Here is a 21480-nt window from a genome sequence, read left to right as displayed (position 1 = left end):
CGCGGTAGGGTCAGATGCGTATAAGAGGCAGCTCGACGACGGTGAGACGGCAGCCCGTCCGCGCCGAGGGCCGGGTCAGCTGCCCCGTACCCGGCCCGATCTCCAGCACCCGGCGATCCGGACCGGGTTCCGCGGCCGCACCGACTGCCGCACCAGCGCCGGGGGATGGACCGGACGAACCCGCTCGTACCGTTCCGCCACCGTGTCGAACGGGTCCCGCAGCAGCGGATACTCACCTTCCGTGACCTTCGGGACCAGTGTTTCCCGACGGTCGCCGCCCGTGCCCCCTTTCCGTGAGCGGGTCGGCCACGAGGACGCGAGTGCGTGCCACGCGATTTCCCTGAGGGCGCAACGTCGGAGCCCTCCCCGCGGCGGCCGGTCCTCCTAGGCTGGGAAGGTGAGCAACCAAGCGCCGAACCACGCCCGCGTGATCCCGCTGCGCCCCTCGGCGGGGCGCCCGGGGACCACCCGCCCCGCCGACCGGCCGCCCACCCCCAGGGAACCTCTCTGGCGCGACCTGGTGGGCGACGTCCTGCGTCGCGAACGCCAGGCCCAGGAGCGCACGTTGAAGGACGTTGCCGACACCGCCCGCATCTCCATGCCGTATCTGTCGGAGGTGGAGCGCGGCCGCAAGGAGGCCTCCTCGGAGGTCCTGGCGGCCGCCGCCCGTGCCCTCGGCCTGAGCCTCGGCGACCTGCTGGCGCGCGCCCAGGGCGAGCTGGTCAGGCTCAGCAGCCGGACCTCGCGCACTTCGCAGACCTCGCACGTCGGCAGTTCGGCGACCACCTCCTCGCACAACGGGCTGTGCCTGGCCGCCTGACGACGCGGGCGGGCCGGTGTCTCATCCCCGCACGGGGCGCCGGCCCAGCACCTCGTCGGCCAGGCCGTACGCCACCGCCTCCTGCGCGGTGAACACCTTGTCGCGGTCCATGTCCGCGCGCAGCGTCGCCACGTCGTGGTGGGTGTGCCGGCTCAGCACCTCCTCGACCTGGCCCCGGATGCGGACCATCTCCTTGGCCTGGAGCGCCAGGTCCGACACCGTGCCCTGCCGCCCGCCACTGGCCGGCTGCCCGAGCAGCACGCGCGCGTGCTCCAGCGCGAACCGCCGCCCCGGGTCCCCGCCCGCCAGCAGAACGGCCGCGGTCGACGCCGCCTGGCCGACGCAGAACGTCGCGATGGGCGCCTGCACGAACGTCATCGTGTCGTAGATCGCCATCAGCGAGGTGAACGAGCCGCCGGGGGAGTTGATGTAGATCGCGATCTCGTTCTCCGGCGCCGACGACTCCAGATGCAGGAGTTGCGCGATGACGACGTTGGCCACGCCGTCGTCGATCTCGGTACCGAGGAAGATGATCCGCTCGGCCAGCAGCCGGCTGTAGACGTCGTAGGACCGCTCGCCCTGCGGGGTCCGCTCGACCACGTTCGGAATCGTGTACGTCCCCATGTCAGAGTCCCATCCGTCGCTTCGAGGCGGCCGGGCGGACGTCGGCCAGCGACTCCACGACCCGGTCGACGATGCCGTACTCCCTGGCCTCCTCGGCCGTGAACCAGCGGTCGCGGTCGCCGTCCCGGGAGATGGTCTCCGGGCTCTGACCGGTGTGCTCGGCGGTGATCCGCTCGATGGTCCGCTTGGTGAACTCCAGGTTCTCCGCCTGGATCTCGATGTCCGCGGTGGTGCCGCCGATCCCCGCCGACGGCTGGTGCATCATGACGCGCGCGTTCGGCAGCGCGTACCGCTTGCCCGCCGTACCGACGCTCAGCAGGAACTGCCCCATGCTGGCCGCGAATCCCATCGCCAGCGTCGAGATGTCGTTGGGGACGAGCCGCATCGTGTCGTAGATGGCCAGGCCCGCGTGGACCGAGCCGCCGGGGCTGTTGATGTACAGGCTGATGTCGGTGCGCGGGTCCTCCGCCGACAGGATCAGCAACTGCGCGCAGACCCGGTTGGCGGACACCTCGTCGACCTGGGTGCCGAGCAACACGATGCGCTGGTTCAGCAGTTGGGCCGCGAGCTGGTCGTCGAAGCGGCCGGGGGAGGTGTCGCCCTCCTCGGCCCGAGGGAGCAGGGCCGGCGCGGCACCGGTGAGGAATGGGGGCATGGGCGCTCCTTGTCGAGGGGTGGTGCGGCAGCGGTCCTGCCGCGCCACCCACTCTCGGCGCGTGAGCGCCCCCGTGGCGGATTTCCCTGCCCTGGGCAGATTCGCCGACAGCAGAGGGCGACGTCGAGCATCGGACGTCGGGCATCGGACGTCGGGCATCAGGGGGAAGCCGGTGGACGATAGCGCTTCGAGCGATGAGTTTCGGGACGCGGACCGGTCGACACTGATGACCGCGCTCCACGCACTCTCGCGCTCCCGGAGGAACTCATGACCACCGACGGATTCACCACGTGTCTCTGGTTCGACGGCCAGGCGGAGGAAGCCGCCCACCACTACGTGTCGATCTTCAAGAACTCCAGCGTCGGCACCGTCGCCCGCTACACCGAGGCGGGCCCGGGTCCCGCCGGCTCCGTGGTCACGGTGGAGTTCACGGCCAACGGCCAGAGGTTCATCGGCCTCAACGGCGGTCCGCAGTTCACGTTCAACGAGGCCATCTCCTTCCAGATCGACTGCGCCGACCAGGAAGAGGTCGACTACTACTGGAACAAGCTCGTCGAGGGCGGCGGCGAGCACGGCCCCTGCGGCTGGCTCAAGGACAAGTACGGCGTGTCCTGGCAGGTCGTGCCCACCGAACTGACCGAGATGGTCACCGACCCGGACCAGGAGAAGGCCGCCCGCGCCATGAAGGCCATGCTCTCCATGAGCAAGCTCGACATCGCCGACCTGCGCAAGGCGTACGACGGGGAGTAGCGGCGCCGGATCCCCGTCAGCCTCCGGCCTCCGCCAGGATCTCCTTGATCACATGCCGGGAGTTCTCCGCCAGCGGCGGATTGGTGTCCCAGTAGTACGGCAGCTGGATCAGCGAGATCGACAGCGCCCAGCCCCGCCCGCGTGCCCACTCGGCGTCGTCCGCGCCCACCTTCTCCCGGAAGGTGACGCGGGCCGGCGCCGGCAGCAGGTTCCAGGCCACGATCAGGTCGACGGCCGGGTCCCCGACGCCCACACAGCCGAAGTCGATCACCGCGGCGAGCCGGCCGTCCGCCACCAGCACGTTCCCCGGCGACAGATCGCCGTGTGCCCACGTGGGCGGCTCCGTGCGGCCCGGCGCGCGCAGCGCCTCCTCCCACAGGGCGGTGACCGCGGCGACGTCGATCCGGCCCGCCAACCGGGCCAGGGCCGAGCGGGTCGGCGCATCCCGCTCCGCGAGCGGCCCGCCTCGGTACCCGGGCGGCCCGCCCCGCGCGTCGACCCCGCGCAACCCGGCGACGAACGCCCCCAGATCAGCGGCCAGCGCCTGAGGCCGCTCCAGGGCTCCCGCGACGGGATTACGGCCGTCCAGCCACCGGTAGACGGACCAGGGCCACGGAAACGACTCGCCGGGACCGCCGCGCGCCAGCGGCACCGGCGCGGCCACGGCCAGTTGCGGCCCCAGCAGCTCCAGCCAGCGCAGTTCGTACGCCACGCTCTCCACCGCCCCCGGATGCCGGGGCAGCCGCACCACCTTGTCGGCGCCCAGCCGGAACATCGCGTTCTCCGTCCCGGCGGACGCCAGCCGCTCCACGGGCAGCGACGCCCACTCCGGGAACTGCGCGGCCACCAGCCGCCGTACCAGCGCGGCGTCCACGTCGACCTCGTCCGGGCGCATCCTCAGGGCACACATGCCGCTCATTCCAGGTGATCGGAGCGACGGCTGTCCAACGAATTGCGGGCCGCGAGCCTGGCCGCGACCGAGGGCGGCACGTGGTGGTCACGAACCTCACGTCGGCGCTTGCCCCCTGGCCGGTCAGGACCTGACGTGAGAAACCGGCTGCGAAAACTTTCGAGAAGCCGCGGCGAAGCGTCCCGCCGAGAAGCAGTCGCGGGACGCGCGTCGAGAAAGCCGTGGCAAAACGTCGGAAACAGATACGGAAACGGCTACGGAAGCAGGCCGTCGGCTGCCGCGTCCGGGCGAGGGTGCGGCCGACGGCCTCTGCGCGATGCCTTGACGTGTACTTGCCGTAGTGGCTTTCATGGGAGCGCTCCCACCCACCTCGCGTCCAGCACCTCCCACTCATCCTTCCCCTGCCTGAGTTTCTGGCGCTCACTCCTGGAGTCGCAGTGAGAAGAGCACGCAGCACGACACGAAAGAGGTTCCTGGCCGCCTCCGCCGGCCTCTCCGGCCTCACCCGTCTGCCCGCCCTCGCCGCTCTGTTCGCGCTCGCCGTGGTCCTGGGCCTCCTCGCCCCGGCCGGCGTGCAGGCCGCCGAGTCCCCCCGCGCCCTCGCCACCGGCCTGCACATCGGCAACGGCCGTCTGCTGGAGGGCAACGGGAACGACTTCGTCATGCGCGGCGTCAACCACGCCCACACCTGGTACCCCGGTGAGACGCAGTCCCTCGCCGACGTCAAGGCGCTGGGCGCCAACACCGTCCGCGTCGTCCTCTCCGACGGCCACCGCTGGACGAAGAACAGCCCCGAGGACGTGGCCGCCGTCATCGGCCAGTGCAAGGCCAACCGCCTCATCTGCGTCCTGGAGGTGCACGACACCACCGGCTACGGCGAGGAGGCCGCCGCGGGCACCCTCGACCACGCCGCCGACTACTGGATCGGTCTGAAGAACGTCCTCGCCGGCCAGGAGGACTACGTCATCGTCAACATCGGCAACGAGCCCTGGGGCAACACCGCACCGGAGGGCTGGACCGACCCGACGGTCGCCGCCGTGAAGAAACTCCGCAACGCCGGTCTCCAGCACACGATCATGGTCGACGCGCCCAACTGGGGACAGGACTGGCAGGGCGTCATGCGCGCCAACGCCCGGACCGTCTACGACGCCGACCCCACCGGCAACCTGATCTTCTCCATCCACATGTACAGCGTCTTCGACACCGCGGCGGAGATCACCGACTACCTCAACGCCTTCGTCACTGCCGGACTCCCGCTCCTCATCGGCGAGTTCGGCGGACCCGCCGACCAGTGGGGCGACCCCGACGAGGACACCATGATGGCCGCCGCCGAACAGTTCGACCTCGGCTACCTGGCCTGGTCCTGGAGCGGCAACACCGACCCGGTCCTCGACCTCGCGATCGGCTTCGACCCGACCCGCCTCAGCTCCTGGGGCCAGCGCATCTTCAACGGTGTCAACGGCATCGCCCAGACCGCCGAGGAAGCCACCGTGTTCGGCGGCGGCAACCCGGGCGACACCCAGGCACCGACCGCCCCCGGCGCTCCACTCGCCTCCGCCGTATCGGCCACATCCGCGACCCTCACCTGGGGCGCGGCCACCGACAACGTTGGCGTAAGCGGTTACGACGTCGTACGGATCAGCGGCGGTACGGAGACGGCCGTGGCCGCCTCCACGACGAACACCGCGACCCTGACGGGCCTCACCGCGGAAACGGCGTACACGTTCGCCGTCTACGCCCGTGACGCGGCCGGCAACCGCTCGGCGCGCTCGGCCACGGTGAACGTCACCACGGACGAGGACGGCGGCACCCCGGGCGCCGCGTGCTCGGTCGGCTATCGCGTGGTGGGGCAGTGGCCCGGCGGTTTCCAGGGCGAGATCGCCCTCCGCAACACCGGCACCGCTCCGGTCAGCGGCTGGACCCTCGCCTTCGCCTTCGCGGACGGCCAGACCGTGTCGAACATGTGGGGCGGGACCCCCACCCAGACCGGCGGCACGGTCAGTGTGGCCGCGGCGTCCTACACCTCGGCCGTCCCGGTCGGCGGCACGGTGACCGTCGGCTTCATCGGTACCAAGGGCGCCACCAACACGGCACCGACCGCGTTCACCCTCAACGGCACCGCCTGCAGCACCGCTTGAGACGCCCGGCGTCGGCCGGCGTGGGCATCGAGCCCTCGCCGGCCGACGCGCGTCCGGGATCCGGTTCACGGCCTCGCCGGCCGACGGGCTTGTCCCGGCCCGGCCCCTGACCTAGGCTCACCGATAAGGGGGTAAGCGCTTTCTAGAGTGAAGGGCCCGCGCTGTGGTGACCGACTCCGAGTCCGCGCTGCCGCACCCGCTGCCCGGCGCGGTCGGCCTGTCCCATCTGACCGCGTACGACTGGGAGGCGGCCGACGGCGTGTGCGGCGGCAGCCCTCACCTGCACCTGGTGTGCACCGAGGCGTACATCGTCACCCAAGGCCGCGGAGCGGTGCAGACCCTGAGCCCGGACGGCTACCGGGACATTCCCCTGGAGCCCGGGTCGGTGGCCTGGTTCACGCCGGGCACCGTGCACCGGATGGTGCAGGGCGGCGGCTTGCGCGTCACGGTGCTGATGCAGAACAGCGGCCTGCCCGAGGCGGGGGACGCCGTCTTCACCTTCCCGCCCCAGGTGCTCGCCGATCCGGCGAGGTACGCGGCAGCGGCCGCACTTCCGCCGGGTACCGGCGCGGAGATGGCGGAGGCCGCACGCAGCCGCCGGGATCTCGCGGTCGAGGGCTACCTCGATCTGCGCACAGCGCTCGTCGCCGGGGACACCGGGCCGTTTCTGGCCTTCCAGCGGGCCGCCGCCGCTCTGGTGCGGGAGAGGGTGCCGGTGTGGCGCGAGCTGTGGCGTGCCGGCGCGCTGGCCGCGGCCGCGCGCACCGGCGCCCAGTTGGACGCGCTGGCGGCGGGGGAGCCGTCGTATCTCGGCGACGCGACCGCGTACGAGGCCGCGCCGACCAGGCTGGAGGGCTTCGGGATGTGCGGACGCAGGGACGAGTACACCCTGCCGGGCACCACGGTGGTGTGACCTCCGGCGGCGGAGCGCGAGGAACAGACCGTGGCGTGGGACCGGCCGGCCGTACGGCCGGACCGTGCGGCGGTCTCCGCCCCGGTGCCGTCGGCCTGGCATGGGCCTGCGGGCACCGGGGTGGAGGCGTGGGCCGGCGTCAGCGGGTGGCGGTCCAGCTGTGGGCGACGTCGATCACGAGGCGGCCGTCGAGCGGCAGCACCCGGAAGGGCAGCCTCGCACGCACGCCGAGACCGAGCTGCGTGTCGCCCTCGAAGCTGCCGGCGTACCGGGTGTCGCGGAAGGTGCGGTAGCCGGTGATGTTCACGCCGGGCAGCGGCTGGCCGGCCCGCGCGGGATAGGTCGGGGTGCCGGTCTCGGGGTCGTAGGCGGGTGCGCTCACCCGCACCTCGAGGATGGCTCCGCCGGCGACGGGGATGTAGCGGCCGGAACCGTCCTGGTAGAGCCGGGTGACGTACTGGACCGTGTACCCGAGCTGGGCGGCGGTCGCGCCCGGGACGTCGATGACGAGCCGGTCGTAGCAGGCGTGCTGTCCGGTCCGGGCGTTGCGCACCGACTCCATCGTGCCGGCGCTGTACGTCTTGGCGATGCTGCCCCAGCCGGTGGGGCAGACCGTGGCGGTGCGGGCGGCGGCGGCCGGGGCGGCCTGGGCCGGGATCGCGGCCACGCCGAGCGTGGCGGTCATGAGAGCGGCGGTGGCCCAAATGGTTCTGGTCCGCACCATGGTGTCCCCCTTGAGGCACGTGTGACTGATATCAGGTAGGACATCCCGACCGGCTGAATGGTTGCACCGTTCGGGGGACCAGTCATGAGGGAGCTTCCTCGGCGAGGATGTCGGCCGCCCAGACGGCCGCGTGCGGGCCGAACCTGTTCTCGGCGCCGCACGACACCAGGCGGGAGTTCCTCGCGTCGGCCTCGGGTCCCCCCGATGGGTTGCCATCAGGGGGTTCCTGCCGAGCGGACGAGGGGGAAACTACCGCTGCCGCGCGAGCCAGTCGGTGAACCTCGTCTCTGCGAGGTGCGCGTCCGCGCCCGGCAGAAGGGTGGCATCCTGCAACCGGGCGCCCGAGTAGAGGGCGTTCGGGTCCGTGACGACCGTGCGCGGGTCGTTGTCGGCGGCCAGCCGCGTGCGGATCAGCTCGTCGAGCTGGAAGGCGTCCGGGCCCGCGACCTCCACGATGCCGTTGAGCGGGGTGCCCACGGCGGTACGGCCGACGGCCGCGGCCACGTCGTCGGAGTGGACGGGCTGAATCCTCGCGGGCGACACACGCACGGTGTCGCCCTCGGTCGACATGTCCGCGAGTGCCCTGACGAACTCGAAGAACTGGGTGGCGTGGACGATGGAGCAGGGGACGCCGGAGGCCTTGATCAGCTCCTCCTGGGCCTGCTTGGCGCGGAAGTAGCCGCTTTCCTGGAGGCGGTCGGTGCCGACCACGGACAGCGCCACGTGGTGCGTCACACCGGCCTCGACCTCCGCCTTGAGGAGGTTGGTCGTGGAGGTGCGGAAGAACTCCATCACCGCCCGGTCCTCGAACGAGGGCGAGTTGGATACGTCGACCAGGACCGACGCGTCCTCCATGACCTCGGCCAGGCCCTCACCCGTCAGCGTGTTCACGCCGGTACTGGGGGCGGCCGCGACGGCCTGATGACCGTGTTCGCCGAGCTTGCCGACCAGCTTCGAGCCGATGAGCCCGGTGCCACCGATCACTACGATCTTCATGACGTCTTCCTCTCGGGGGTGTTCGTGGTGCGGGCACGATGCCTTCCGCGGCGAGCGGCTCACCGGCACCGCGTTCGGCCCGCACTGGAAGAGACCGGACAGCTGCCCCGGCTGTGACACGAGATGCGGGGACTGGGGCAACGGACACCACGACGCGTCCGACCTGTGCGACAAAGAGCGGCGTCGGGTCCTCAGCCGTCCAGCGAGGCCACGTAGGGACTGAGCTTCGCCGGGTTCATGATCCACATGATGCGTTCGATGCCTCGTGCCGACACGTCCACGTTCAGCAGAGCGACCGGCTGCCCGGCGGCCGAGACCAGGACGGCCGGCCTGCCGTTGGCCTCCACCCGGCGAACGTCCGTCGAGGGCCAGAAGCGGGGCGCGAACGCGGCGAGGTACCGGGAGACGTGCGTACGCCCGACGACCGGGATCCTGGACGCCCCGCGTATCCCTCCGCCGTCGGAGTAGCTGACCACGTCCGCGGTCAGCACCTCTTCGAGCGCCGACAGACTGCCGGTCTGCGCCGCGGCGAGGAAGACCTCGAGCAGCCGCCGGTGAGCGTCGGCACCGACCGGCGCCCTGCGCTCCGCCGACAGATGCCTGCGGGCACGGCTCACCAGCTGGCGCGTGTTGGCCTCACTGGTCTCCAGCATGTCCGCGATCTGCCGGTACGGGTAGTCGAAGGCCTCCCGCAGCACGTAGGCGGCCCGCTCCACCGGGTTCAGCTTCTCCAGGAGGAACAGCAAGGCCAGGTCGAGCGCCTCAGCCCGCTCCGCACCCAGCTGCGGATCGTTGCTCGTGTCGACCGGCTCCGGGAGCCAGGGCCCGACGTACGTCTCACGCCGGACCCGCGCCGACCGGGCCAGGTTGATCGCGAGCCGCGCGGTGACCGTGGCCAGGAACGCCGCCGGCTCCTGGACGTCGGCCCGGTCGGCCTTCTGCCACCGCAGCCACGCCTCCTGGACGATGTCCTCGGCCTCCACGGCACTGCCGAGCACGCGGTAGGCGATACCGAAGAGCTGGGGCCTCGCGGCCATGAAGTCCCTCGTCGCCCGGACGAGAGAGTCTGCTTCGTCCCCGGTTTGCATACACGTCCTTCCCGAGCCGGCCACCATGCTAAGCCGCCACGGCGGACGCCCCCCGCCACTTGGCCGTGGCCGGCCTGGCACCGCGTCCGTGACACGCACGGCTCCCTACGGGCCCCTGCGGTCATGGCCGGCCGGGGCGTTCGCCGGTGGGACACCTTCGGCCCATGAGCAGCGGCTGGTGGTCCTGCCGGCCCCGCCGCGGCGACGGTCTCACCCCCTGACATGGAGGCCTGCGGAAGGTGCGGGACAGTGTCCGCCTACAGGCTGAGCGCGTCCTCCACGTTGTTCACCCACGGGGTCACGGAGTTGATGTCGGGGGAGACGTACAGGTTGGGGGTCGGCGCGGTGAGGGGGGTCTGTTCGAGGTCGGACTCGGTGTTCATGGTCATCGCGATGGAACCGACCGTCCTGCCCTTGCCGTCGTCGGCGCCGCCCATGAGGCCGGCGTACGCCGATTCACCCGGCGCGAGGCGGAGCGCGTCCTCGATGCCGGGGGCCGTGCCCCGCTCCGTGGCCGCACCGTCCAGGTCGCCGAAGGTGACGACCGGGTGGCCGAGCGCACGGCAGGCCTTCGTGCCCTTGTTGGTGACCTTCAGCAGATAGCTGCTGGTGGTCGGTTCGGCGAGGCTCGCGGTGAACGTGACGTCGAAGGTGCTGCACGGGAAGACGTCGTGGTCGGCCGAGGAGCCGCCGCCGGAGGAACCTCCGGCCGATGAGCTTGTGGCGGAGGACGTCGACGGCGTCGACGGCTTCGACGGCGGCTCGGACGATGCCGTGGACGGGCCGGCGGGCGGTGTCGTGCCGGTCCCGCCCGCCGCGTCGTCCTCGGCGGGCCCGCAGGCGGTCAGCGCCAGCGCGGCGGACAGGGTGGTGAGGACGAGTGCGGCTCTGCGTACGGTGCTCATGGCGTGGTTCCCCCGACGTGAAGCGTGATGTTCCGGACTGCTGCTCCAGCCTCCCGCTGATTCTTCACAGCTTGGTGACGGGATCTCGCCGGAACCAACACCGTTGACGGCGACGGGGGAGTCGGCTCGCTCACAGGACGGTGGCCGGTGAGCCGTATCCGCCCCCGTCAGCCGCCGACGCGGGCGGCGATGGCCAGCGCACACTCCAGCGACTCCGTGCGACTCGTGTCGACCTCCAGGTCGTAGACCACCCCTTGGTGCACCGCGTCCGCCTGCGACGCGGCCATGCCCCGGACGCGATCCCCGCGTGCGATCTCGCGGCCCGCGGCGACCGCGCTGTCACATCTGACGCCGACCCACAGCACCGCCACGTCACCCAGAGCCTTCTGCCACCGTTGCTGGGACGCCTCCCCGCCGAGGAAGACGTCGTCGACGACGATCCGGGCGCCGGCCCGTGCCATCGCCACGATCCCCTCGGTCCAGGCCTCCTCCAGCGCCCGGAAGTCCGCTCCGACGCTCACCCGGCCGTCCGCCGCGACCTCCAGCCCCGCGTCGGACGCCTGAAGCTTCGCGGGCAGCGCGTCGACGAACGAGTCGACCCCGAACGCCAGCCAGGGATCCGGCAGTACGGCCTGGAGGCACCGCACGATCCCGGTCTTGCCCGAGCTGGAACCGCCGTTGAGGATGATCATCCGCGTCGTCGTCACCGCGCCACAGTAGGGGCGCGCCCGCCGGACATGAAACGAATTTCGGGCGATCCCGTGCCTCTTACGCGGCAGACACGCCGAGGGCCCGCCGATTGACGGATTGACGGCCGTGAGCCATGGGCAAGGGGCTCAGCAGCACGTGACATGAGCACGCCCACCTTCCCCCACAGGAGGTCGATCATGCACTCACGCACCTACGTCCCCGCCCTCACCGCCGCCCTCACGGCAGCCGTCAGCCTGTTCGGCGGCCCCGCCCACGCGCAGGCGGACGCTCCCGTCGACCAGCCCCTCGCGGCCCGTGTCGTGACGTACGACGCCGCCGCCTCGGCCGAGTTCAGGGCCGCCGTCGACCGGGGCGCGGCGATCTGGAACGAGAGCGTGGACAACGTCGAACTGCGCCCGGTCGCCGCCGGACAGCGTGCCGACATCCGCGTCCTGGCCGACAACGGCTGGCCCCGGGCCCTGACCGCCTCGCTCGGCAGGGGCACGGTCTACATGGGACGGCAGGCCGTGAACGAGGGGTACGACACCGTGCGCATAGCGGCGCACGAACTCGGCCATATCCTCGGCCTGCCGGACCGCAAGCCCGGCCCCTGCACCAGTCTGATGTCGGGTTCCAGCGCGGGCGTCCCGTGCACGAACCCGTACCCGAACGCGGCCGAGAAGGCGGAGGTCGAGGGCGACTTCGGTGCCGCGCTCGCCCAGCCGTCCGTGACGGCGCCGCGTCAGGTGATGACCGTGGACTGACCCCCGTGGCCCGCGGCGGGCGGCCGAAGCTCTGGAGTTGCTCAAGACGCGCTTGGCCCACCGACGTTCCGGGGCATGGCCCTCGCAGGAGTTCCAGCAGGACGACTACGGGGGCTGAGCGCAGTGGAATATGTCGTGATCGTGGGGATCGTGCTCGTCGTGATCCTTCTCGTGGGGTCACGTGACGGCCGGGGCGGAGGCAGGTCGCGGGGTCGCTCCCGAGGTGGTGACGGGGGTGGCCACGGGGGCGGAGACGGTTGGTCGTGCGGCGGCGGGTCGTCCTGTGGCGGCGGATCGTCCTGCGGAGGCGGCGGCGGAGGCGACTGACCGCTACGGCCCGTATTGCCCCGAACGCCCCACGTCACTTGCCCTCCATTGGCTGACAAGAGGTCACGATGGAGAAGTTTTTGAGCGACAACTGCGGATTGCGGGGCCATTCGTGGGGTAGAACGGGTCTGGGACACAGTCCATGATCATGGACTGGACCCCACACCCATTCCAGCCGGCGTCCGCCGGCGAGAACGAAGGACACAGCAGTATGGCCAGCGGCACCGTGAAGTGGTTCAACGCCGAAAAGGGCTTCGGATTCATCGCCCAGGACGGCGGCGGCCCCGATGTCTTCGCGCACTACTCCAACATCTCCGGCAACGGCTACCGTGAGCTGGTGGAGGGAGAGGCGGTCACCTTCGACGTGACCCAGGGACAGAAGGGCCCCCAGGCGGAGAACATCGTCCGCGGCTGACCCCCTGTTTCCAGCCCGCCCGGATCGCCGTGTAGAGTGGCAGAACCGACGCGGGGTGGAGCAGCTCGGTAGCTCGCTGGGCTCATAACCCAGAGGTCGCAGGTTCAAATCCTGTCCCCGCTACAAAAGGAAGAGGCCCGGCTGATGCCGGGCCTCTTTCGTATGCGCTGCGAGAGTTGCGCTGCGAGAGTGAGGATCGCAAGGCCTGCCCGGTGCTGCCCGGGCGGCAGGACCCGGGAAGGCCGAACCGCCGAGCCGCGGGTGTCGGCGTTTCTCCGGGAACTGCCACGTCACAGGCCGGCGGCGCGGCGACATCCAGTGTCGGCCGGTCGCAGAGGGGCGCTTCCTCCTGGGGCTCGGCCCCTCCAAACCGCAGGTGATCGCGGGCCGGGGGCAGCCGGACGGCGTACGCCGACGTGGTGTCGGAGTACGCCGCCGGCCGCCCGTCCTCCGGTTATCTCATCGTGTCTCCCGGGCGTACGGCGCGACGGTGATCCGGTCGATCAGCGGTGCCTGGCGGGAGCGGAGCGGTACGCCGGGGAAGGTGTCCGAGGCGTAGGTGGTGCCGTCGAAGTTGGGCAGTTCCTCGGAGCGGAAGGTGATCGTGTTCTGCCCCTTCCTCAGCTGGACGGGGACGGTCAGCTCCCAGAAGTTGTTCTGGTGGAAGCTGTGCGGGAAGCTCACGCGCCGGGCCTCGCCGCCGTTGACGCCGATGTCGGCGTGGCGGACGAGCGGGTCGGGGTTGTAGTGGGTGGCCTCGGCCTGCTCGGGGTTGGCGTACCGGATGCGCAGCGCGTGCAGGCCGGCCCGGTCGGCGGTGACGGTGAACGTGGCGGTGTTGCCGTTGCCGGGCTCGCCGCCGATGCCGGTGATCGCCGTACCGGCGGTGGCCAGGGAGAGCGGGGCCAGTGCGGCCGTGCCTGCGAGTTCGGCGTCGCCCGCCTCGTACGTACGCGTCGTGAGCGTGCCCTCGGTGGGGGTGACGGTGAGGCGGTCGAGCAGGGTGGTGGACGAACCTCCGGTCACCGTCACCTTGTTGATGCCGCCGGAGAGGGAGACCGCCGTGCTGTTCCTGCCCTTGGCCAGGCGCAGGACGTCGTGTCCGTCGACGGAGAGGCGGGCGCCCGTGCCGCCGAGGGTGTCGACCTTGAGGGTGGCCTCGCGGTCGGCGGGGGAGTAGACCCAGAAGGTGGCGCTCTGGTTCTTCTTCAGCTGGACCGCGCCCGAGCCGGTGGCGGGGGCCCCTGCCCGCTTGGGCAGGTCGTAGACGGGCAGTGCTCCGCCGGCCGGCCAGGCCAGCTCCCCCTCGTACACGCGGGTGCCGGCCGAGGCCTCGGGGAGGGTCAGGGTGAGGCGGTCGACGATGGCGTCGCCCTTCGTGACGCGCTTGCCGTCGGCGCTCCTCGCGGCGAGCGTGAGGGTGTGCTTGCCCTTGGTGAGCCGGACCTGGCTGTCGGTGTGGTCCCAGACGACCCACTTGTAGCCGAGCGGAAGGTACAGCTCCTGCTCGCTGTCCGCCTTGCCGTCGACGCGGAGGAAGACGTTGGTGGGGCCCTGCTCCTTCACCTTGTCGAAGGTGTTGAGGGAGTTGGCGAAGACGCTCAGGTCGTAGGTGCCGTCCTGCGGCACGTCCACGGTGACGTCGAGGGTGACGTCCGAGCCGGTGCGCAGGCCGCCCACGTCGTACCCGCCGGAGGTGTAGAACTTCGACACGTCGCGGGGTGAGCCCTCCGGGCCGTTCCTGGTGTAGCCGGAACCGGTGTGGGCTGCGTCCTCCGCCTCGTACGAGGCCTGCCAGCGTACGGGCGGGGACTGCGTGCCCGCCGCCCGGCCGGCAGGGCTGAGGACGATCTCGTACGCCGAGGACTCCTTCAGGGGCGCCAGCGTGCCGTCGCCGAAGTCGACGGAGACCGTGCCGTCGCCGGCGATCTCCAGGTTCCGCTCGGTGAGCAGTTTCGGGCCGGACGAGTCGCCGAGCTGCCCGCTCCAGTCGATCTCCCGCACCCAGGCGTGCACGCGGTTGCCGAAGAGCTTCTTCGGGACGTCGGCGAAGGTGATGTGTCCCTTGCCGGTGGAGCCGCCGAAGATCAGCCGGGCCTGCTTCCTCTTCTCGTCGAGTGTGCCGACGCCCTGCATCGTGTAGTTCTCGCCGGGGAAGGGCGGGGTCACGTTCACCGTGTGCCCGCTCATCGAGGCGTAGGAGTTGAGCAGCCACCACTGGCCGTTGCCGCGGTTGGACTGCACCGCGGAGTCGGAGAGGTTGCCGTCGATGTTCCAGTACGCGATGTCGGCGTCCACCTTGGACTCCTCGATCGCGGACACCCACTGGATCATCTGGCCGGGGACCGAGGTGTGGTAGTTGAAGGCGTACTCGTTGATGTTGACGGGGAGTCGGGTTCCCTCGCGGTCGGTGCCCTTGAACAGGTCCTTCTCCCACGCCCGGTACTTGGCGACGCTCGCGCGCACCGCCTCCGGGTGGCTCAGCTCGTGCCAGGTGATGACCTCGGGGAGGGTGCCGGCGGCCAGGGCGTGCGTGAGGAAGCCCTTCACCTGGTCGTACAGGATGCTCGTGTTGGGTCCGGCGACGCGGGCGTCCGGCATCTTCGACTTGATGAGCCGGTACGCGTCGTCCCAGGCGGCGAAGTAGTCGGCCGGGTCGTTGAGCCAGCTGACCTTGTCGTAACTCCACTCGCCGGTGCCGAACATGTTGCCCTCGGGCTCGTTGAACGGCACGAAGACGATGTTGTCCCGGTACTGCTCGGGCAGGCGCAGGACCTGGTCCACCTGCTTCGCCATCTTCTCCGTGTAGAGCCTGAGCTTCTCCTCGGGCGTGTCGCCCGGCCACTGGTACGGGAAGCCGCGGTGGATGTCGGTCATGTAGATGTACACGTCACCGTCGGTGGAGTCGGCCAGTGGCTTGACCACCTCCAGCGCGTCGGCCCCCGGGTGCTGCGGGCCGTCCTGTGCCTTCGTGGAGACCGTGCGCAGGCCCATGCCCTCGATGAGGTTGTTGGTGGGGACGTCCGGCCCGTACACGCCGTAGAGGGTTCCGGAGGCGCCGCCGTGGAACGCGCCGGTGTCCGAGCCGAGGTCGACGGTGAGCTGCCCCTCGCGGACCACGGTCACGGTCGCCCTCACCGCGTGCCCGGCCGCGGTGCCGGCCACCGTGAAGGTGCCGGGCCCGGCGTACTTGTCGGCCGGTACGGCGTCCCAGGCGACCGGCGTGTCGCGGTCGTAGCCGTCGGAGAAGGAGGCGCGGACGGCGGCGGGGAGAGCCGGGGCGGTTCCCGTCGTCGTACGGACCTCGAAGGACGTCCGCGAGAGCTGCTGGAGCGTGGGCACGTCGGCGACCGTAGCGGCCACCTGCGCGGGACTGAGCGCCGCGTGCCACACGGTGAAGTCGTCGATCGCGCCCTTGAACAGCGGGTCCGGCCAGAAGGACTTGCCGAGGTAACCGGCGGAGGTGGCCGAGGCGTCCAGCAGTTCCTTCGCCTTGACGTCGGTCTCGGCCGAGGAGACGGCCACGCCGTCCACGTACGTGGTGACCCGGCGGGCCGAACTGTCGAGGGTGACGGCGACCGTCCGCCACCGGTCCGCGGGGAGCGGCCCGTACCCGGAGACCTTGGCCTCCGCACCCCCGCCGCTGGTGGTCACGGCCGTGCGCAGCCGCCCGTCGTTGTCGTACGGGGTGGTGAAGAGGTACTTCGTGTTGTCGGTCCCCAGGTCGAAGACGCGCTGCCAGGAGGACGTGTCGCCGCTCCATTTCACGCGGGCCGACACGGTCAGATCGGCTGCCTCCCCGAGCACTTCGCGGGGCAGGCGGACGTACGCGCCGTTCGAGGTGGGCGCCCCGCCGGGCAGGGCGAGCGCCTTGCCTCCGTCGGCGCCCGCGACGGAGCGGGCGGTGTCGCCGTTCACCAGGCTCGCGGTCAGGCCGTTGCCGGAACTGTCGGTGATCCTGTCGGAGGCGAGGTCGTCCTGGTCGAAGGTGTAGCGGGCGGCGGGCAGGGGTGCGTCGGCCGCCTGCGCGGGGACGGCCGGTGCGGCCAGTACCCCCGCGCCGAGCGTCAGCGCTACGGCGGCCGCGGCTCGGCGCCGTGCGGATCTGTGAGCGGATGGCATGGATCACGTCCTCATCCTCGGGAAGGGTTCCGGTCCTGCCCGCCCCTGCCGGCCCGGCCGGACAGGCGCCGGGGTGGGCGCGGCGGCCGGGACGGCAGTCGCCCGCGGTCACCCGGACTTCATCGCACAGGGGCTCCACGGGTTCCTCGCCGCGCGCATGGCGGAGGAGGCAACCGAGTCGAACCGGTTCGGTGAAGCTAGCACCGGCGAAACCGGCCAGCAATCCCCCGGACACCCGAAACCTCGGGCGTGCAGGCCGAGTTACAGGCCCTTTGCGGGAAACGTGGTCCGAAGTGTTGACAGCCGTCTGGCTTGTTCCTACCTTCACTTCACGCGAACCGGTTCGACAACCGATAGTCGCCTTCCTTCTTTTCCTCAGTCCGATACGACCGGCGGGCGGTTCCTTTCGAGGAGTCGAACCAGTTCGACCTAGGAGTGACCGTGAACATCGGTGAGATCGCCCGGCGGGCCGGTGTCTCGCGGAGCACCGTGTCCTACGCACTGAGCGGCAAGCGCCCCGTCTCCGAGGACACTCGCCGCAAGATCCAGCGGGTCGTCGACGAACTCGGCTACCGGCCCAGCGCCAGTGCCCGCGCCCTCGCCAACGGCCGGACCAGCACCCTCGGCCTCGTCTTCCCGCCGGCCGGGAACCACTACACCGGCATGCAGCTGGACTTCATCGGCAGCGTGGTGGAGGCCGCCGCGGCCTACGACTACGACGTGCTGCTGTCCCCCAGCGGCGTGGACAGCGACCGCTCCTTCCAACGGCTCCTGGGAGAGCGGCGGGTCGACGGCGCGATCCTGATGGAGATCAGACTGGAGGACGACCGGGTGGACCACCTGTCCGCCCTCGCCTTCCCCTCCGTCGCCATCGGCCGCACCGCCCGGCCCGAGGGCGAGTGGTGGGTGGGACTCGACCACACCGCGCTGGTCGAACGATGCGTACACCACCTCGCGGATCTCGGCCACCGCCGGATTGCCTTCGTCAACCGCCCCGAGCAGCTGCTGCGCACCGGGTACGAGTCCGCGCACCGGGGCCTGGAGGGATTCACCAAGGCCGCGGCCGAGCGAGGCCTCACGGTGCGGACCTACTGCTGCGGCGACGACGCCGCCTCGGGCCAGACCTGTGTGGAACGCGTCCTGCACGACGACCCCGCCACCACGGCGCTGGTCACGCTGAACGAGGCCGCGCTGGGCGGCCTCTTCCGCGGCCTCGCCCGAGCCGGCCGCCATGTGCCGCGCGACTTCTCCGTCACGGGGGTCGTGGCCGGCCGCTGGGCGGAGACGGTGACCCCGCAGCTCACGGCGGCGGACGTACCGGCCGCAGAGATGGGCCGTCTCGCCGTCGACCTCCTGGTGGAGCGGCTCGACCATCCCGACGCACCACCCCGCCACCACCTCCTGACGCCGCCCATCTCCCTGCGCGCCAGCACCGGACCGGCGGGAGCCCGGCCCGCCACGGACACCGGGACCGACACCACGCGCTGACCGCACCCCCGCCCACGCCCTCGCACGCCGGCCCCTCGGCACCCGCATGCCAAAAACAGAAGGAACCGCGATGAACAGCATCAGCTTCTCGAGAAGGCGCCGCCTGACCGCCGCGGCCCTGACCGCCCTGGCGGTCGCCACCACCGCCACCGCCTGCGGCTCCGGATCGGGGAGCGCCGGGAGCGAGGCGGCGGACAGCGGGACGTACACCGTCTGGGACCCGTACCCGCAGTTCGCGAAGGGCTCGGCGTGGGTGAAGCTGCTCGACGGCTGCGGCGCCGAGGCCGGTGTGAAGATCAAGCGGACCGGCTTCGACACCAGCGACCTGCCGAACAAGGCGCTGCTGGCGGCGCAGCAGGACAACTCCGCCGATGTCCTCATCGTCGACAACCCGGTGGTCTCGACCCTGGCCGAGGCGGGCGTGCTGACCACGACCGACGACAACAAGCTGGACACCTCCGCGGTCGACCCCAACCTGCTGGCGGCGGGGCAGTCGGGCGGGAAGACCTACGGCACGCCGATCGGCGCCAACACCCTCGCCCTCTACTACAACAAGGCGGTCCTGAAGGCGGCGGGCGTGGACATCGCCTCGGTCAAGGACTGGCCGTCGCTGACGGCGGCGCTGGCCAAGGTGAAGAAGGCGGGCAAGAAGGGGATCACCTTCTCCGCGATCGGCACCGAGGAGGGCAGCTTCCAGTTCCTGCCCTGGTTCTGGGGATCCGGCGCGAAGCTCACCGCACTCGACTCGCCCGAGGCCGTCTCCGCGCTGACCCTGTGGAAGGACTGGCTGGCCGACGGATACGCGCCCAACTCCGTGCTCAACAACACCCAGACCACCAGCTGGCAGGAGTTCGCGACCGGCGACTACGCGTTCAGTGAGAACGGCACCTGGCAGCTCGCCAACGCCGCGAAGGTCGGCTTCGACTACGGGGTCATACCCGTACCGGGCGCCGCCGGCGGCAACGCCGCCGCACCGACCGGCGGCGAGTTCGTCACCCTCCCGGTCCAGGGCGACACCGACCGCTACGCCACCACGCAGAAGATCGCGGCCTGCCTGACCAGCACCCAGAACCTGTACGACACCGACGCCACCCTCTCCTACGTCGCCCCCACCACCGAGGTCCAGGACAAGCAGGTGGCGGCCGATCCCGGGCTGAAGACGTGGGTCGACGCGGTCAAGGCGGCCAAGGGCCGCACCAGTGACGACCTGGGCACCAAGTACCCCAAAATCTCCGAGCAGTTGTGGAAGGCCGTCCAGTCCGCCCTCAGCGGCTCCAAGTCCCCGAAGGACGCGCTGAGCGCCGCCCAGTCCGCCGTCAAGTGACCGCAGCCAAAGGCCCGTCGATGAGTCACACGACACGAGTGCCGCACCGCAGGCCCGTGCCCGACCACAGCGGTGCGGCCCCCACCGCACCGCCCCGGGCGCGCCGCCGCCCCGGCTCCCAGCAGTTGGCCGCCTGGGCCTTCCTCACCCCGGTGACCCTCTACCTCCTCCTCTTCTACGCCTATCCGCTCTACCGCAACCTCGACCTGAGCCTGCGCAACTACACCGTCCGCTCCTTCGTCCAGGGCGACGCGCCCTTCACGGGCCTCGCGAACTACCGGACCGTCCTCGACGACCCGACCTTCGCCCCCGCACTCCTGCACACCGTCGTCTTCACCGCCGTGTGCCTGGCCTTCCAGTACGCCATCGGCCTCGCGCTCGCCGTCTTCTTCAACCAGCACTTCCGGCTCTCCGCCACCCTGCGGGCCCTGTTCCTGGTGCCCTGGCTGCTGCCCCTCATCGTGTCGGCCTCCACCTGGTCGTGGATGCTCAACAGCGACTCGGGCATCGTCAACACGGCCCTGCACGCCGTCGGCATCGGCCCGGTGAACTGGCTGACCTCGCCGTCCTGGTCACTGACCTCGGTGATCATCGCGAACATCTGGATCGGCGTCCCGTTCAACCTGGTCGTCCTGCACAGCGGACTGCAGTCCATCCCGGCCGGCCTGTACGAGGCCGCCGCGCTGGACGGGGCGGGTGCCTGGCGGCGGTTCTGGAGCATCACCCTCCCGCTGCTGCGCCCGGTGTCCGCGATCACCCTGCTGCTGGGGCTGGTCTACACGCTCAAGGTCTTCGACATCATCTGGATCATGACCAAGGGCGGCCCGGCCGACTCGTCCACCACCTTCGCCACCTGGTCCTACCAGCTCGGCTTCGGCAACCTCCTCCCCGCCTTCGGCCCCGGAGCGGCCGTAGGCAACCTGCTCGTCGTCGCCGCCCTGGTGTTCGGCCTGATCTATATGAGGGTCCAGCGCAAGCAGGGACTGTCATGACGGGAATCGCCATGAACCGACGCGGCCGCACGTGGTGGAAGACGGCCATCGGCCTCCTGCTGACCGCCGTCATGCTCTTCCCGGTGTACTGGATGCTCAACGTGTCCTTCACCCGCGAGCAGGACATGCGCAAGAGCCCGCCGGGCCTGTTCCCCGTGCACGGCACGCTGGAGGGCTACCGGGCGGTGCTGGACCAGCAGTTGCCCTATCTCGGCACCAGCCTCGTCATCGGCCTGGGCACCGTGGTCCTGACCGTGGCGCTGGCCGCACCCGCCGGATACGCCCTCGCCAAACTGAGGCCGCGCGGCGGCGGCGTCCTCAGCTTCGTCCTCCTCGCCGCACAGATGATCCCCGGCATCATTATGGCGATGGGCTTCTACGCCATCTACCTCAGCCTCGGCCTGCTCCAGTCCGTCCCCGGCCTGATCATCGCCGACTCCACGCTGGCCGTCCCGTTCGCCGTGCTCATCTTCACCGCGTTCATGTCCGCCATCCCCGGCGAACTGATCCAGGCGGCGAAGACGGACGGCGCCGGGCCCCTGCGCACCTTCTGGTCGATCGTCCTGCCCATGAGCCGCAATGCCGTCGTCACGGTGTCCCTGTTCGCGTTCCTGTGGTCCTGGTCGGACTTCGTCTTCGCCAGCACCCTCGCCGGCGGTGGGGCGCACGAACCGATCACCCTCGGCATCTACCACTACATCGGCAACAACAACCAGGAGTGGAACGCCATCATGGCCACCGCCGTCGTGGCCTCGCTGCCCGCCGCGGTGATCCTCGTCCTCGCCCAGCGCTACGTCGCCGCCGGTGTGACCGCCGGCGCGGTGAAGGACTGACC

19 protein-coding genes and 1 tRNA gene are annotated in these 21480 nt (G+C 70.8%); 11 read left to right on the top strand and 9 right to left on the bottom strand.

The window, feature by feature from the left end:
- The first annotated feature begins 397 nt into the window (after window positions 1–397).
- Complete coding sequence (locus P1P75_RS17950; RefSeq protein WP_319256444.1) at window positions 398–820, top strand: helix-turn-helix transcriptional regulator; 423 nt, start codon at window positions 398–400, stop codon at window positions 818–820.
- A gap of 21 nt (window positions 821–841) precedes the next feature.
- Here P1P75_RS17950 and P1P75_RS17945 read toward each other — a convergent pair whose 3' ends face one another.
- Both P1P75_RS17945 and P1P75_RS17940 read right to left on the bottom strand, forming a co-directional pair.
- Window positions 842–1444 (bottom strand): ATP-dependent Clp protease proteolytic subunit, encoded by a 603-nt coding sequence (locus P1P75_RS17945; RefSeq protein ID WP_319256442.1) that lies wholly within the window; start codon window positions 1442–1444, stop codon window positions 842–844.
- A 1-nt stretch (window position 1445) separates the two neighbouring features.
- On the bottom strand, window positions 1446–2099 hold the full coding sequence (locus P1P75_RS17940; protein WP_319256441.1) for an ATP-dependent Clp protease proteolytic subunit: 654 nt from the start codon (window positions 2097–2099) through the stop codon (window positions 1446–1448).
- 267 nt (window positions 2100–2366) lie between these two features.
- Between P1P75_RS17940 and P1P75_RS17935 the strand changes: the two genes are divergently transcribed.
- Entirely contained in the window at window positions 2367–2849 is a 483-nt protein-coding gene (locus tag P1P75_RS17935) for a VOC family protein (RefSeq protein WP_319256439.1), read from the top strand.
- Between the two features lie 16 nt (window positions 2850–2865).
- Here P1P75_RS17935 and P1P75_RS17930 read toward each other — a convergent pair whose 3' ends face one another.
- Window positions 2866–3759, bottom strand: a complete 894-nt coding sequence (locus P1P75_RS17930) for an aminoglycoside phosphotransferase family protein (RefSeq protein ID WP_319256437.1) — start codon at window positions 3757–3759, stop codon at window positions 2866–2868.
- A 542-nt stretch (window positions 3760–4301) separates the two neighbouring features.
- Between P1P75_RS17930 and P1P75_RS17925 the strand changes: the two genes are divergently transcribed.
- Together P1P75_RS17925 and P1P75_RS17920 are read left to right on the top strand one after the other, a co-directional pair.
- Window positions 4302–5897, top strand: a complete 1596-nt coding sequence (locus P1P75_RS17925) for a cellulase family glycosylhydrolase (RefSeq protein ID WP_319256451.1) — start codon at window positions 4302–4304, stop codon at window positions 5895–5897.
- Window positions 5898–6060: 163 nt separating this feature from the next.
- Window positions 6061–6810: a cupin gene (locus P1P75_RS17920; protein WP_319256435.1), complete on the top strand. Its 750-nt coding sequence runs from the start codon at window positions 6061–6063 to the stop codon at window positions 6808–6810.
- Between the two features lie 139 nt (window positions 6811–6949).
- Here P1P75_RS17920 and P1P75_RS17915 read toward each other — a convergent pair whose 3' ends face one another.
- From P1P75_RS17915 to cpt, 5 genes are all read right to left on the bottom strand, one after another.
- The gene (locus P1P75_RS17915) at window positions 6950–7495 is read right to left on the bottom strand and encodes a hypothetical protein (protein ID WP_319256433.1); all 546 of its coding nucleotides are present in this window, start codon (window positions 7493–7495) and stop codon (window positions 6950–6952) included.
- Between the two features lie 288 nt (window positions 7496–7783).
- Window positions 7784–8530 (bottom strand): SDR family oxidoreductase, encoded by a 747-nt coding sequence (locus tag P1P75_RS17910; protein ID WP_319256431.1) that lies wholly within the window; start codon window positions 8528–8530, stop codon window positions 7784–7786.
- Between the two features lie 191 nt (window positions 8531–8721).
- Entirely contained in the window at window positions 8722–9618 is an 897-nt protein-coding gene (locus tag P1P75_RS17905; RefSeq protein ID WP_319256429.1) for an RNA polymerase sigma-70 factor, read from the bottom strand.
- 257 nt (window positions 9619–9875) lie between these two features.
- Complete coding sequence (locus tag P1P75_RS17900) at window positions 9876–10523, bottom strand: DUF4232 domain-containing protein (RefSeq protein WP_319256427.1); 648 nt, start codon at window positions 10521–10523, stop codon at window positions 9876–9878.
- 167 nt (window positions 10524–10690) lie between these two features.
- Complete coding sequence (gene cpt / locus P1P75_RS17895; RefSeq protein WP_319256448.1) at window positions 10691–11215, bottom strand: chloramphenicol phosphotransferase CPT; 525 nt, start codon at window positions 11213–11215, stop codon at window positions 10691–10693.
- Between the two features lie 195 nt (window positions 11216–11410).
- Here cpt and P1P75_RS17890 point away from each other — a divergent pair, with 195 nt between their 5' ends.
- From P1P75_RS17890 to P1P75_RS17880, 3 genes are all read left to right on the top strand, one after another.
- Complete coding sequence (locus tag P1P75_RS17890) at window positions 11411–11977, top strand: snapalysin family zinc-dependent metalloprotease (protein ID WP_319256425.1); 567 nt, start codon at window positions 11411–11413, stop codon at window positions 11975–11977.
- 538 nt (window positions 11978–12515) lie between these two features.
- Window positions 12516–12719 carry a cold-shock protein gene (locus P1P75_RS17885; protein ID WP_073499692.1) on the top strand — a complete coding sequence of 68 codons (204 nt, stop codon included), beginning with the start codon at window positions 12516–12518 and terminating at the stop codon, window positions 12717–12719.
- A gap of 49 nt (window positions 12720–12768) precedes the next feature.
- Window positions 12769–12842: transfer RNA gene (locus P1P75_RS17880), tRNA-Met, on the top strand.
- A gap of 336 nt (window positions 12843–13178) precedes the next feature.
- Here the strand turns inward: P1P75_RS17880 and P1P75_RS17875 are convergent.
- Window positions 13179–16841, bottom strand: coding sequence for a LamG-like jellyroll fold domain-containing protein (locus tag P1P75_RS17875; RefSeq protein ID WP_319256423.1), 3663 nt, complete (start codon window positions 16839–16841; stop codon window positions 13179–13181).
- A gap of 441 nt (window positions 16842–17282) precedes the next feature.
- Here P1P75_RS17875 and P1P75_RS17870 point away from each other — a divergent pair, with 441 nt between their 5' ends.
- The 4 genes from P1P75_RS17870 (at window position 17283) to P1P75_RS17855 (ending at window position 21478) form a co-directional block, all read left to right on the top strand.
- Complete coding sequence (locus P1P75_RS17870; protein WP_319256421.1) at window positions 17283–18329, top strand: LacI family DNA-binding transcriptional regulator; 1047 nt, start codon at window positions 17283–17285, stop codon at window positions 18327–18329.
- Between the two features lie 70 nt (window positions 18330–18399).
- A complete protein-coding gene (locus tag P1P75_RS17865) occupies window positions 18400–19653 on the top strand; it encodes an extracellular solute-binding protein (protein WP_319256418.1) in 1254 nt (417 codons plus the stop codon).
- Between the two features lie 20 nt (window positions 19654–19673).
- Window positions 19674–20645, top strand: a complete 972-nt coding sequence (locus tag P1P75_RS17860) for a sugar ABC transporter permease (RefSeq protein WP_319256416.1) — start codon at window positions 19674–19676, stop codon at window positions 20643–20645.
- Window positions 20646–20656: 11 nt separating this feature from the next.
- A complete protein-coding gene (locus tag P1P75_RS17855) occupies window positions 20657–21478 on the top strand; it encodes a carbohydrate ABC transporter permease (RefSeq protein WP_319256446.1) in 822 nt (273 codons plus the stop codon).
- Window positions 21479–21480 lie beyond the last annotated feature (2 nt).

Source organism: Streptomyces sp. ID05-39B (genome assembly GCF_033794725.1).
In the GTDB taxonomy this organism is placed as follows: Bacteria; Actinomycetota; Actinomycetes; order Streptomycetales; family Streptomycetaceae; genus Streptomyces; species Streptomyces bobili.
The sequence above is the reverse complement of the archived record's forward strand: the minus strand, read 5'-3'. Positions and strand labels throughout refer to the sequence as shown.